The organism is Bradyrhizobium sp. LB13.1 (assembly GCF_054056815.1).
This window is the reverse complement of record NZ_JBSRYQ010000001.1, coordinates 2,363,698-2,376,659: the sequence shown is the minus strand read 5'-3', so window position 1 is coordinate 2,376,659 and position 12,962 is coordinate 2,363,698. Positions and strand designations below refer to the sequence as shown.

The 12,962-nt window shown below is 64.1% G+C and carries 12 protein-coding genes and 1 pseudogene; 9 read left to right on the top strand and 4 right to left on the bottom strand.

Translation table 11 applies throughout. The annotated features are described in order from the left end of the window. The first annotated feature begins 2 nt into the window (after window positions 1-2). From ACVWYI_RS11235 to ACVWYI_RS11210, 6 genes and pseudogenes are all read left to right on the top strand, one after another. Window positions 3-230 carry a hypothetical protein gene (locus tag ACVWYI_RS11235; RefSeq protein ID WP_456662001.1) on the top strand — a complete coding sequence of 76 codons (228 nt, stop codon included), beginning with the start codon at window positions 3-5 and terminating at the stop codon, window positions 228-230. 84 nt (window positions 231-314) lie between these two features. Next, window positions 315-866, top strand: coding sequence for a DUF4142 domain-containing protein (locus ACVWYI_RS11230; protein WP_456662000.1), 552 nt, complete (start codon window positions 315-317; stop codon window positions 864-866). A gap of 108 nt (window positions 867-974) precedes the next feature. After that, on the top strand, window positions 975-1,559 hold the full coding sequence (locus ACVWYI_RS11225; protein ID WP_456650932.1) for a phosphatase PAP2 family protein: 585 nt from the start codon (window positions 975-977) through the stop codon (window positions 1,557-1,559). Beyond that, window positions 1,556-1,903 carry a DUF3147 family protein gene (locus ACVWYI_RS11220; protein ID WP_456661999.1) on the top strand — a complete coding sequence of 116 codons (348 nt, stop codon included), beginning with the start codon at window positions 1,556-1,558 and terminating at the stop codon, window positions 1,901-1,903. The genes ACVWYI_RS11225 and ACVWYI_RS11220 overlap by 4 nt, the downstream gene beginning before the upstream one ends. Continuing rightward, window positions 1,903-2,391, top strand: a complete 489-nt coding sequence (locus ACVWYI_RS11215; RefSeq protein WP_456661998.1) for a DUF3147 family protein — start codon at window positions 1,903-1,905, stop codon at window positions 2,389-2,391. The genes ACVWYI_RS11220 and ACVWYI_RS11215 overlap by 1 nt, the downstream gene beginning before the upstream one ends. A 169-nt stretch (window positions 2,392-2,560) precedes the next feature. Continuing rightward, window positions 2,561-2,810 (top strand): annotated as a pseudogene (locus ACVWYI_RS11210) (hypothetical protein). Window positions 2,811-2,948: 138 nt separating this feature from the next. On the opposite strand, the gene ACVWYI_RS11205 reads toward ACVWYI_RS11210, so the two are convergent. Both ACVWYI_RS11205 and ACVWYI_RS11200 read right to left on the bottom strand, forming a co-directional pair. After that, complete coding sequence (locus ACVWYI_RS11205; protein WP_247347987.1) at window positions 2,949-3,155, bottom strand: hypothetical protein; 207 nt, start codon at window positions 3,153-3,155, stop codon at window positions 2,949-2,951. 348 nt (window positions 3,156-3,503) lie between these two features. After that, on the bottom strand, window positions 3,504-3,698 hold the full coding sequence (locus ACVWYI_RS11200; RefSeq protein WP_247347985.1) for a hypothetical protein: 195 nt from the start codon (window positions 3,696-3,698) through the stop codon (window positions 3,504-3,506). Window positions 3,699-3,794: 96 nt separating this feature from the next. Between ACVWYI_RS11200 and ACVWYI_RS11195 the strand changes: the two genes are divergently transcribed. Then, on the top strand, window positions 3,795-4,307 hold the full coding sequence (locus tag ACVWYI_RS11195; RefSeq protein ID WP_456661997.1) for a DUF4142 domain-containing protein: 513 nt from the start codon (window positions 3,795-3,797) through the stop codon (window positions 4,305-4,307). 5 nt (window positions 4,308-4,312) lie between these two features. Here ACVWYI_RS11195 and ACVWYI_RS11190 read toward each other — a convergent pair whose 3' ends face one another. Continuing rightward, window positions 4,313-4,609 (bottom strand): hypothetical protein, encoded by a 297-nt coding sequence (locus ACVWYI_RS11190; protein WP_456661996.1) that lies wholly within the window; start codon window positions 4,607-4,609, stop codon window positions 4,313-4,315. 282 nt (window positions 4,610-4,891) lie between these two features. Between ACVWYI_RS11190 and ACVWYI_RS11185 the strand changes: the two genes are divergently transcribed. Continuing rightward, window positions 4,892-11,182, top strand: coding sequence for a HAMP domain-containing protein (locus ACVWYI_RS11185; protein WP_456661995.1), 6,291 nt, complete (start codon window positions 4,892-4,894; stop codon window positions 11,180-11,182). Window positions 11,183-11,195: 13 nt separating this feature from the next. Next, entirely contained in the window at window positions 11,196-12,686 is a 1,491-nt protein-coding gene (locus ACVWYI_RS11180; RefSeq protein ID WP_247441916.1) for an HWE histidine kinase domain-containing protein, read from the top strand. Here ACVWYI_RS11180 and ACVWYI_RS11175 read toward each other — a convergent pair. Beyond that, complete coding sequence (locus ACVWYI_RS11175; protein WP_247347975.1) at window positions 12,683-12,904, bottom strand: hypothetical protein; 222 nt, start codon at window positions 12,902-12,904, stop codon at window positions 12,683-12,685. The two genes, ACVWYI_RS11180 and ACVWYI_RS11175, sit on opposite strands and share 4 nt — an antisense overlap. Window positions 12,905-12,962: the final 58 nt, after the last annotated feature.

Below are 12,962 nucleotides of genomic sequence, written 5' to 3'. Positions count from 1 at the left end.
GCATGAGCGATTTCCGCGATATCCAGCACGGCGTCAACGATCCCGTCGATGGCCTCGACGTGAAGCGGCAGATCAACGACAACTGGACGCCGCATGAACGGGCGCAACGCCATGCAGACGTACGTGCCGAGGCCACCGCCACGCCGACCGAGCCGTTTCTGCCTGAACGGCTTCGGCGCAAGCCGACCGATCCCATCAATCCGCGCACAGGACGGCATCCCACGGATTAGCCGTTAGGAACCTCGGCCCCTGCGGCGTGTTGGTCGGCGCAATGTCGCGCGGGAGGCTGCGCGCTCAACCGGAGGGACCGGACCATGAAACGTACCGTCATCGCCTTTGCTTGCGTGCTTCTCGCAGGCCCCACGCTCGCCCAGTCGCTCGGTGAGAAGACCGGCGTCAACTCGGTGCTCGGCGTCGCGCCTGCGACCGCCGACTTCGTCAAGGAGGTCGCCATCAGCGACATGTTCGAGATCGAATCGAGCAAGCTCGCCGAGCAGAAGGGCAACGCGCAGGAGAAGAGTTTTGCGCAACAGATGGTGACCGACCACACCAAGACCAGCGGTGAACTGAAGGGCCTCGTTAGCGGCGGCAAGGTGCAGGCAACCCTGCCGATGGCGCTCGACAGCTCGCACCAGAGCAAGCTCGACAAGCTCAAGAGCGCGAATGGCAAGGACTTCAGCGCGGATTACAATTCCTACCAGGTCAGCGCCCATGAGGACGCAGTCTCGCTGTTCGAGCGTTACGCCAAAGGCGGGGACAATTCCGACCTGAAGGATTGGGCCGGCAAGACGCTGCCGACGCTCAAGCACCACCTCGACATGGCCAAGGAGCTCGGCAAGGCACCGAGCGTCGGCCAGTCCAAGTAACGAGTTTCCGAGGACGCCGGCTTGCATATGCTACGAGGCAGAGCTCAGGAACCTTCTTTGTCTCCGGGCTTTGCAAGACCGTCATGGAGACATCACGCTTGCAGATCGATGGCCTTAGTCAACGTCAAACCTAACCGGATCGACGTCGCGATCGCGAACGAGATCGCTGATCACACCAATTCAGGCGTCGAGCACACCGCGCAGACATTAACCTGGGCCGCCGACGAGCACGTGCTGCTCGCGCTGGCCGCAGCGGGGTGGCTCTATGCTCATATTTGGCAGCCGCAACAGCGGCCCGTGGCAAATCACGTTCTGGCTGTGTCGCTAGCGACGGCCGTTCTGCCTCATGTCCTGAAATCCGTGTTCGATCAGATCAGGCCTGACCGGCTGACCATACGCGGACACCGACATGGAGTACCCGTCTCAGGACAGGCGCGCGACGCCTTCCCGTCCGGTCACGCAGTCCATATGGGCGCACTTGCCTCGGCGGCGGGCTTGCTGCCCGAAGCGCCGCGTCGATTGGTGCGCACGGTTGCGGTCGCGCTTTCGCTGACACGGATCGCGGTGCTCGCGCATTGGGCAAGCGACGTGGTCGCAGGATTTGCGCTTGGCGCGGCCGTAGAGAGACTGTTGCGGCCATGGACACTGACGCGATCGTTCCGCGAGCAGGTCAATCGGCGGGAACGGCCGTGACCGAATATGTCCTGCGATTCATTGCCGGTGGCATCATCGTCTCCGCCTTTGCGATCTTCGGCGATATGCTTAAACCCAAAAGCTTTGCGGGACTGCTTGGCGCAGCGCCGTCAGTCGCACTGGCGACGCTCGGCATCGCCGTCGTCCAGCACGGCCCGCAATATGCTGCGGCCGAAAGCTGGACGATGATCTATGGCGCGGTCGCGCTCGGCTGCTACAGCGTTGTCGTCTGCCATCTGCTGATCGGATACCGTTTGTCCGCGCTGCCCGCGACCGTCTTCGCTGTTGTCGTGTGGCTTGCGGTCGCCTTCGGCCTGCTCGCCGGCTTCGGAGGTGCGGCCTGATGCCGGTCAAGCTGTCACTCTCCGCGCTAAAGCAGACACGCTGGTACGAATACGGCATTCGTTTCCTGCTCGGTGGCCTGGCGACCGTGCTCACGGGGATACTGGGAGCGCGCTTCGGTGTGTCCGTCGGCGGACTATTCCTTGCGCTTCCCGCCATCTTCTGCGCGAGCGCCACGCTGGTCGAAAGCCATGAGCGCCGCACCAAGGAGAAGGCCGGCCTCAGCGGCACGCGCCGCGGGCAAGAGGCCGCCGCGCTCGACGCGGCTGGCGCCGCTTGGGGAAGTGTCGGTCTCCTGGCATTCGCCGCCGTCTTCCATCTCACCGTGGCTTCGAGCGTTCCGGGCGCTTTCGCTGCAGCGTTGATAGTCTGGGCGGTCGTCTCGGTACTGGCCTGGTGGCTCAGGCGCAAGCTTCGCATCGTCTCCCGGAAACCGCACCGATCAGCCCATTCGCTGTCGGCAAAGAGCCCTCCCCTCGCGAAGCGTTAGCTCGCTTTCGCTTGCGTCGAAGGCTGCAATCTCGGCGGTTGAAGGCCCGGGCTGTTGGCCCAGCGCTCTATCTGCTCGATGACCATCTGGTGGCTCGGATTTTGTGGAACCCTCGTGGAATGAGTTTGTTGAGTGGATTACTCAACATACTCATTTTGGGTGATTGACCATGAACGACCTTCGCGCCGAGCGGCTCCAGGTCATGCTGTCACCAGAAGAACTGGCCGCGGTGGACGACTTCCGGTTCAAACATCGCATGCCGACGCGAGCCGCGGCGGTGCGCGAACTCCTCAAGCTCGGACTGGCCGCCCGCCGGGGTCGATGCAGGGGCTAATGTCAAATCGAGCAGGTTCGGGGTTTTCGGGCGCGGCCCGGACGGCCACACGCACCCGCATCCGCAGCGCGAGTCGGAAGATTAGCCCGGCCTGATGCTCAAGCAAACGGCCCCGGCACGGGGGTGCCAGGGCCGTCCTTGGAGATTGCTTCCGGATCACCGGGGGCATGACAACCGGAAGCAATCCCTCGACTCTTCGCGCGGGGATTCGTTCCTCGTGGAATTAGCCGCTCGGCGCGTCGCCGGAATCATCCGGCACCATGCCGGAGCCGGGTGTCTTGCTGTTGTCGTTCAACTTGGGATCGCGCGTGGCCTCGCGAGAGGGCGAGCCCTCTCGCTTCGACTTGTGCACCGTTTGCGCGCGCTGCTTGTCCCGCGGCTGCTGTTCACCGCGCTGATCTCTGATGATGCCTTGGTCGGAATGGGCCATGATATGCTCTCGCCTCTCTCGTGTCGTCTCGAAGCGCTTACGCGCCTGAGCCTCGAAGGTTCCGAGAGCAAGAGAGGCTGTGGCTAACTATGGGCCGCGTGGACTGCGGCCGATGCATTTTCATGATGCACCTGCCGCACCGTCGTCACCGTCGCAAATGCGACCGAGACGCCAAAGGCGAAAATGAGAGAAAGAAGAGCCAGACGTGGGCGTGTAGCCATCGCAAACCTCCTTCTGGAATTAAATTCCTGGAATCAAAAAATAACGCGATCGACTGCTCCCGAATAATGAATTGGTGGCTTGCGTTCCGTGAGCCGTCTCACACGCAGATTCACGGAAACGAGAGCGTCACGCCTCCTGCCTTTGACGGCTGCGGGCCGCAACGGGCGGCACCTCGCCGTCGAGCCAGTCCTGCTCGTTCGCGAGTGCCGTCCACGCCTCCGCCATGCGCAAGAAGCGATTGTGAGCCGGCTGTCCTTGGGACCGTTCAGCGAGCTGGAGGCAGTTGTCGGCGTTGTCTCTGAAAGTGTCGGATCGTTTCATGAGGGTAAAATTGGGGACGGAACCTGGGCGCTGCAACGGCCCTTACGGGATCGTAACATTTGCGGAACTTTGGTCACCATCCACTATTGGCTATACATGCGGATTCTTGTCGCGATAGTCCTCGCCTCCATCAGCACTGCAGCGCTTGCCGATAGCACCGCCGAGCACAGTCCGGCCGGCCGCACGCCGACCGCGACCGAGGTCATCAGCGACCTCTACACGTTCAGCCGCTTCCAGCAGGGTCTGCTGGAGAGCACCGATCTGAAGGGCAATGCCGAGGTCAAGAACCTCGCCGCTTTGCGTGCCGAAGAAGCAGCCCAGCGCGACAAGGCCCTGAAGCCGATCCAGGAGGCGCTCGGCACTGAACCGCGCGTCGCCAAGACGACTCCGGCGGGCGCGAGCCTGGTCGAGCCCGAAACCTCGGACGGGCCAACTTTCGTCAAAAGCTTCTATGCCGCGCAGATTCCCGAATATGAATCGGTGATCGACCTGCTCGAACGCTATCTCAAGGCACCCGATGATGCCGCGCTTGCGGCGTTCGCGCGCGAGCAGCTCCCCATGTTGCGCTCGCAGGTCAAGGACGCCGAGCGCACCATGGCGGACAAGTAGCCCCTTTACTTGTCGTTCGGATGATGTTGCTGGCTCTCCGGCCGCACCGTACGGTCGCTCTCCGGCATTCTGTCCCGGCCGGCATCCCCATTGTCATCCTTGCCGCCCGAGCTCGAGGTGCCGCTACCGCTGGGGTTCGACCGGTTCGACGTGCCCGTGGTCGGCGTATCCGCCCGTGGCGTGGCGGAGCTTGCGGCGGGATCGCCGGTCACGGCGCCGCGACCGCTGGGCGCACCGCTCTGCGCCAAAGCCGATCCGGCAAACACCATCACAGTCACGACGACGGCAAATCCGGCTTTCATATGCGCTCTCCCTGCATTTGCGGGCTAACGGGAGGGCCGCCACTCCGTTCCTGAAGCCAACTGTCCCTTGCAATGGCGCGTTGAAGGGGGACCTTCGGCCCGAAAATTTTGGAACTCGATGGAACCATTTCGGTCCGTCGCGATTGTTTCCGTTGGGCTGAGCAACGCAGGTTCCATTTCCTGGTGCCGTACGTTGGCGCTTGATTTCGAATTGAGCTGAAGCTCTATTTTGATCAATCGCGTCTTGCCTGGGATTCGGCCGGCGCCTGCGGGGGAATGAGTATGAGCGACGTCGAAACCGGAACTGCATCACGCTCCGGTCGTCGCGGCCCAAAGCCAAAGAACAACGGTATGTCGGAGCCGGATTCCCGGGCAGAATTGCTGCTTGCCCTCCAGGCCATGCGCAACGGCGATTTCTCGGTGCGCATGAGCGGCGACCATCTCGGCATTGACGGCAAGCTCGCCGACACTTTCAATGAAATCATCGCCGCCAATCAGCGCATGGCGCAGCAGCTCGAGCTGGTCGGCCAGGTGGTGGGCCGCGAGGGCAAGACGCGGCAGCGCGTGAAGTTCGGCCTCGCCTCCGGCTCCTGGGCCGACATGGAAGGCTCGGTCAACACATTGATCGACGATTTGTTGTGGCCAACCCGCGAGGTGACGCGCGCGGTCGCAGCCGTGGCGCAAGGCGACCTGATCCAGACCGTCAAGCTCGATGTCGACGGCCGTCCGCTCCGCGGAGAATTCCTGCAGTCCGCGACCATCGTCAACACCATGATCAAGCAGCTCGGCGTGTTCACCTCCGAGGTGACGCGCGTCGCGCGTGAGGTCGGCACCGAGGGCAAGCTCGGCGGCCAGGCCCAGGTGCCGGAAATGACTGGCGTCTGGAAGGATTTGACCGAGAGCGTCAACTCGATGGCGAACAACCTGACCAACCAGGTTCGCAACATTGCCGAGGTGACGATCGCTGTGGCCAACGGCGACTTGTCCAAGAAGATCACGGTGGACGTCCGCGGCGAGATCCTTCAGCTCAAGGAAGCCATCAACACGATGGTGGACCAGCTCCGCTCCTTCGCTTCCGAAGTGACGCGCGTGGCGCGCGAGGTCGGCACCGACGGCAAGCTCGGCGGCCAGGCCATCGTGCCCGGCGTCGCCGGTACCTGGAAGGACCTGACCGATTCCGTGAACGCGATGTGCGGCAACCTCACCGCCCAGGTGCGCAACATCGCCAACGTCACCACCGCCGTTGCGCGCGGCGACTTGTCGCGCAAGATCACGGTGGACGTGCGCGGCGAGATCCTGGAGCTGAAGGACACCATCAACACCATGGTGGACCAGCTCAACTCCTTCGCCTCCGAAGTGACGCGCGTGGCGCGCGAGGTCGGCACCGAGGGCAAGCTCGGCGGCCAGGCCCAGGTGCCTGGTGTCGCCGGCACCTGGAAGGACCTCACCGACAACGTCAACTTCATGGCGTCGAACCTGACGGCCCAGGTCCGCAACATCGCCGACGTCGCGACCGCCATCGCCGGCGGCGACCTCTCGAAGAAGATCACGGTGAACGTGTCGGGCGAGATCCTTCAGCTGAAGGAAACGCTGAACACCTGCGTGGACCAGCTCAACGCCTTCGCCGGCGAAGTGACGCGTGTGGCGCGCGAGGTCGGCACCGAAGGCCGCCTCGGCGGCCAGGCCAACGTGCTCGGCGTCGCCGGCACCTGGAAGGATCTCACCGAGAGCGTCAACTCGATGGCGTCGAACCTGACCGCGCAGGTCCGCAACATCGCCGAGGTGACGACGGCGGTTGCCGGCGGCGACTTGTCGAAGAAGATCACCGTGGACGTGCGCGGCGAAATCCTGGAGCTGAAGGACACCATCAACACCATGGTGGACCAGCTCAACGCCTTTGCCGGTGAAGTGACGCGCGTCGCGCGCGAAGTCGGCACCGAAGGCAAACTCGGCGGCCAGGCCCAGGTGCGCGGCGTCGCCGGCACCTGGAAGGACCTCACCGACAGCGTCAACTCGATGGCGTCGAACCTGACCGGGCAGGTCCGCAACATCGCCGAAGTCGCGACCGCGGTGGCCAAGGGCGATTTGTCGAAGAAGATCACCGTCAACGTGTCCGGCGAAATCCTTCAGTTGAAGGAAACGCTCAACACCATGGTGGACCAGCTCAACGCCTTCGCCGGCGAAGTCACGCGCGTTGCGCGCGAAGTCGGCACCGAAGGCAAGCTCGGTGGACAAGCCGAAGTGCCCGGCGTCGCCGGCACCTGGAAGGACCTCACCGACAGCGTCAACTCGATGGCTGGCAACCTCACCGCCCAGGTCCGTAACATCGCCGAAGTGGCGACCGCGATCGCCGGCGGCGACTTGTCCCGCAAGATCACGGTGGACGTGCGCGGCGAGATCCTTCAGCTCAAGGACACCTTGAACACGATGGTCGACCAGCTCAACCGCTTCGCGGGCGAGGTGACGCGCGTGGCGCGCGAGGTCGGCACCGAAGGGCGCCTCGGCGGCCAGGCCAACGTGCCCGGCGTCGCCGGCACCTGGAAGGATCTCACCGACAGCGTCAACTCGATGGCGGGCAACCTCACCGCCCAGGTCCGCAACATCGCCGAGGTCACCACTGCCGTGGCGCGCGGCGACCTCTCGCGCAAGATCACCGTCGACGTGCGCGGCGAAATCCTGGAGCTGAAGAACACCATCAATACCATGGTGGACCAGCTCAACGCCTTTGCCGGCGAAGTCACGCGCGTCGCGCGCGAGGTCGGCACCGAAGGCAAGCTCGGCGGCCAGGCCGAGGTGCCCGGGGTTGCCGGCACCTGGAAGGACCTCACCGACAACGTCAACTTCATGGCCTCGAACCTGACGGCCCAGGTCCGCAACATCGCCGAGGTCGCAACCGCGATCGCGGGCGGCGACCTCTCGAAAAAGATCACGGTGGACGTGCGCGGCGAGATCTTGCTGCTCAAGGACACCTTGAACACCATGGTCGAGCAGCTCCGCTCCTTCGCGGCCGAAGTGACGCGCGTCGCGCGCGAGGTCGGCACCGAAGGCCGGCTCGGCGGCCAAGCCGTGGTCCCCGGCGTCGGCGGCACCTGGAAGGACCTCACCGACAACGTCAACCTTTTGGCCGCGAACCTCACCACGCAGGTCCGCAATATCGCCGAGGTCACCACTGCGGTGGCGCGCGGCGACTTGTCGCGCAAGATCACCGTGGACGTGAAGGGCGAAATCCTCGAGCTGAAAAACACCATCAACACCATGGTGGACCAGCTCAATGCCTTCGCCGGCGAAGTGACGCGCGTCGCGCGCGAGGTCGGCACCGAAGGCGAACTCGGCGGCCAGGCCCAGGTGCCCGGCGTCGCCGGCACCTGGAAGGACCTCACCGACACCGTCAACTTCATGGCGGCGAACCTGACCGAGCAGGTCCGCGGCATCGTCAAGGTGGTGACCGCGGTCGCCAACGGCGACCTCAAGCAGAACCTGACGGTGAAATCGAAGGGCGAGGTCGCGGCGCTCGCCGACACCATCAACAACATGACCGAGACGCTCGCGACCTTCGCCGACCAGGTGACGTCGGTGGCGCGCGAGGTCGGCGTCGAGGGGCGGCTGGGCGGTCAGGCCGACGTGCCCGGCGCCGCCGGCACCTGGAAGGATCTCACCGGTAACGTCAATCTCCTGGCGGCCAACCTCACCTCGCAGGTGCGCGCGATCGCGGAGGTCGCAACCGCGGTGACCAAGGGCGACCTGACACGGTCGATCCAGGTCGACGCCCGCGGAGAGGTCTCGGAGCTCAAAGACAACATCAACACGATGATCACGAACCTCCGTCTGACGACGGACGTGAACACCGAGCAGGACTGGTTGAAGACCAATCTTGCGAAATTCACCAACATGCTCCAGGGCCAGCGCGACCTCACCACCGTCGGCCGGCTGCTGCTCACCGAATTGTCGCCGCTGGTGAACGCGCATACCGGCGTGATCTATCAGGTCGAAAACGAGGATAGTCCGCAGCTTCTGCTGCTCGCTTCCTATGCCGGCGACGGCATCTATCCGTATCAGCGCGTGCTGCCGCTCGGCGACGGCCTGATCGGCCAATGCGCGATCGACAAGCGTCCGCGCGTGATCGCGGACATTCCGGCCGACGTGGTGCCGATCAATTCGGCACTGCTCCGGGTCGCGCCGAAGAACCTCGTGGTGCTGCCGGTGCTGTTCGAAGGCCAGGTCAAGGCGGTGATCGAGCTGGCCTCGCTCACCTCGTTCACGACCTCGCAGATGACGTTCCTGGAGCAGCTCACCGACTCGATCGGCATCGTGCTCAACTCGATCGAAGCGACGATGCAGACCGAAGGTTTGCTCAAGCAGTCGCAACAGCTCGCCGGCGAACTCCAGACCCAGCAGCGCGAGTTGCAGCAGACCAACGACCAGCTCGAACAGAAGGCGCAGCAGCTCGCCGAGCGCAACGTCGAGGTCGAGCGCAAGAATCAGGAGATCGAGCAGGCCCGCCGCGCACTGGAGGAAAAGGCGACCGAGCTGGCACTCACCTCGAAGTACAAGTCCGAATTCCTCGCCAACATGAGTCACGAGCTGCGCACGCCGCTGAACTCGATCCTGATCCTCGGACAGCAGCTCACCGACAATCCGGACGGCAATCTCACCGGCAAGCAAGTCGAATTCGCCCGTACCATCCACGGCGCCGGCACCGACCTGCTCAATCTCATCAGCGACATTCTCGATCTCTCCAAGATCGAGTCCGGCACCGTGACGGTCGACGCCGAGGAAATTTTGACCGCGAACCTGCTCGATACCGTCGGGCGGCCGTTCCGTCACGAGGCGGAAAACCGCAACCTTTCGTTCAAGATCGACCTCGATCCGAATCTCGCGCGCAGCCTCGTCACCGACTCCAAGCGCCTGCAGCAGGTTTTGAAGAACCTGCTCTCCAACGCCTTCAAGTTCACCGCCGAGGGCGAAGTGCGCCTGAAGGTCGCCGCCGCGGTCGGCGGCTGGGGGACGGATCATCCCGTGCTGAACTCGGCGCCGGCCGTGATCGCATTCGAAGTGTCCGACACCGGCATCGGCATTCCCCTGGAGAAGCAGAAGCTGATCTTCGAGGCGTTCCAGCAAGCCGATGCCGGCACCAGCCGCAAATATGGCGGCACCGGTCTCGGCCTTGCGATCAGCCGCGAGCTCGCAAGCCTCCTTGGCGGTGAGATCCACCTGCGCAGCTTGCCGGGCAAGGGGTCGTGCTTCACGCTATACCTGCCGCTGAAATATTCCGGTCCGACGCTCGCGCCGCGCCCTGCGCCCCAGCAACACAGTCAGCCGCCGGCGCTGCAGCCCGCCACGCCCGAACAGCAGCGCGTCATCGAGCAGCTCGCCGACGACCGGCTCAACCTCGAACCCGGCGACAGCATCCTGCTGATCGTCGAGGACGATCCGCATTATGCGCGTATTCTGATTGACCTTGCCCGGGACAAGGGTTTCAAGGTGCTGGTCGCCGCACGCGGCGCGGAGGCGCTGGAGCTTGCAAAGCAGTACCAGCCGCGCGCCGTCTCGCTCGACGTGTTCCTGCCTGATATGCTCGGCTGGACAGTGCTGAGCCAGCTCAAGCACAACCCGCTGACCCGCCACATCCCCGTGCAGGTCATCACGCTCGACGAGGACCGCCAGCATGCGCTCGCGCGCGGCGCCTTCTCCTTCGTCAACAAGCCGACGACGACCGAGGGCGTCTCGGCCGCGCTGACGCAGATCAAGGAATATGCGCGGCCGCGGCGCAAGCGGCTGCTGATCGTCGAGGACAACGAAGCCGAACAGCTCTCGATCCGGGAGCTCCTGCATCACGACGATATCGAGATCGTGACGGCCGGCACCGGCGCCGACGCGCTCTCGATGCTGCGTGAGTCCCCCTGCGATTGCGTCGTGCTCGACCTGCGGCTGCCCGACATGAGCGGCTTCGAGGTGCTGGACCAGATCCGCAACGACGAGGCGCTGTCGAACGTCCCGGTCGTCGTCTTCACCGGCCGCGAGCTGTCCGCCGAGGAAGATGCGGAACTCCACACCATGGCGCGCAGCATCGTGGTCAAGGGCGTGGAATCACCGGAGCGCCTGCTCGACGAGACCGCGCTGTTCCTGCACCGCGTGATCACGGAATTGCCGGTCGAGAAACAGCGCATGCTGGAGAAGCTGAACAGTTCCGACGACGACCTGATCGGCAAGACCGCCCTCCTCGTCGACGACGACGCCCGCAACATTTTCGCGCTGTCGAGCGTGCTGGAACGGCGCGGCATGAAGGTGCTGACGGCGACCACCGGCAAGGAGGCGGTGACGCTGGTCGAATCCAATCCGGAGATCGCCATCGTGCTGATGGACATCATGATGCCGCAGATGGATGGCTATCAGACCATCGGCGTTATTCGTGAAGATCCGGCCTTCGCCCGTGTTCCGATCATCGCGTTGACGGCCAAGGCCATGAAGGGCGACCGCGAGAAATGCCTCGAAGCCGGCGCGTCCGACTACCTGGCCAAACCCGTCAACACCGATCAATTGCTGCTTGCAATCCGCATGTGGCTGCACCGCTGAGTGGGATGCCCGTATGGACCACCAAAAGGTCAACATCCTTCTCGTCGACGATCAGCCGGCCAAGCTGCTCGCCTATGAGGTGATCCTGAAGGATCTGGGCGAGAATCTCGTGATTGCCTCGTCGGGTCGCGAGGCTCTGGAGGTGCTGCTCAAGACCGAGATCGCGGTGATCCTGGTCGACGTCTGCATGCCCGAACTCGACGGCTTCGAACTTGCCGCGATGATCCGCGAGCATCCGCGCTTCCAGAAGACCGCGATGATCTTCATCTCGGCCATTCAAGTCAGCGACATCGACCGCCTGCGCGGCTACGAGATGGGCGCGGTCGACTACGTCCCGGTGCCTGTCGTGCCGGAGGTGCTGCGCGCCAAGGTCAAGGTGTTTGCCGAACTCTACCGCAAGACGCGCGAGCTCGAACGGCTGAATCAGGATCTCGAGGACCGCGTACGTGCACGTACCGCCGAGCTTGAGAATTCCACCGCAAAGCTGCGCGAGAGCGAAGAGCGGCGTAGCATGGCGATCGCCGCCGGCAAGATGGGCTCCTGGGACTGGGACTGGATTACCGGCGACTGGATCTGGGACGAGGGGCAGTATCGCATCTTTGGCGTTGGCCCGGAGAGCTTCGAGGTGAACCCGGCCAACGTTCAGGCGCTGTTGCATCCCGATGAGGTCGATCAGTTGCGCAAGGCGATCGGCGAATTCAACAAGGGCACGCGCGCCTATGAAACGGAGTTCCGCATCGTGCGGCCTGACGGCGATGTGCGCTGGTGTGTCGGCACGGCCGCCGCCACGGCCGACGATAGCGGCCGGGTTCTGCGCGTCAGCGGCGTGACGGTGGACATCACTGAACGCAAGCGCGCCGAGGAGCGGCAGAATCTCCTGGCGCGGGAAGTCGATCATCGCGCCAAGAACGCGCTGGCACTGGCGCAATCGATCGTGCGCCTCACCCGCGCGGACGAGGTCAAGGCCTATGTCAACGCCGTCGAGGGGCGGATCAATGCACTGGCGCGCGTGCATACGATCCTGTCGCTGTCGAGTTGGCAGGGCGCCGAACTCTCGAAGCTGATCGACGAGGAGCTTGCGCCCTATTCCCTCGGCGGCCAGATCAAATTGGCAGGCCCCGAAGTTCAGTTGCTGCCGGCGACCGCCCAGACGCTGGCACTGGCGCTGCATGAGCTTTTCACCAACTCGGCAAAGTATGGCGCGCTCTCGACGCGGTCGGGACGGCTCGCGATCGGCTGGCAGGCCGAGGACGAGTTGCTCACGCTGACCTGGGAGGAGACCGGCGGCCCGCTTGTCAGGCCCCCGAAGTCCCGCGGCTTCGGCACGCGGAGCCTGCTTGCGAGCGTCGAGTCCCAGCTCGGTGGACAAGCGCATTTCGATTGGCGCGCCGAGGGCCTGCTGTGCCGCCTGGAGGTGCCGTTGATTCGCAAGACTGCCGCGACAACGACACCAGGCAAATTCGAAGACGCCAGCTCCGCCGAATTGCAGCGCGCATCCGGCTAGCCGGAGGACGCATTCGTCATGCGCTGCGCCGGACGCGGTTCGCGCGCGACGCGTCCTTCGAGCCAGGCTTCCGTTCGGGCGAGCTCGCGCAGCGCTTTTGCATAGCGGCGAGCAGCACTTCGCTCCGCGCCGCGGGGCAGCTTGCGCGCTTTGCCCAGGATGTCCGCGGCGGCGTTGCGATAGGCCAGCGAGCGGTAAAGAAAGACCACCTTACCCATATCGAATGTTCCCGTGGTGTGACGTCTTCATCCTCGCAAAGCCGGCATGAACGTCGGA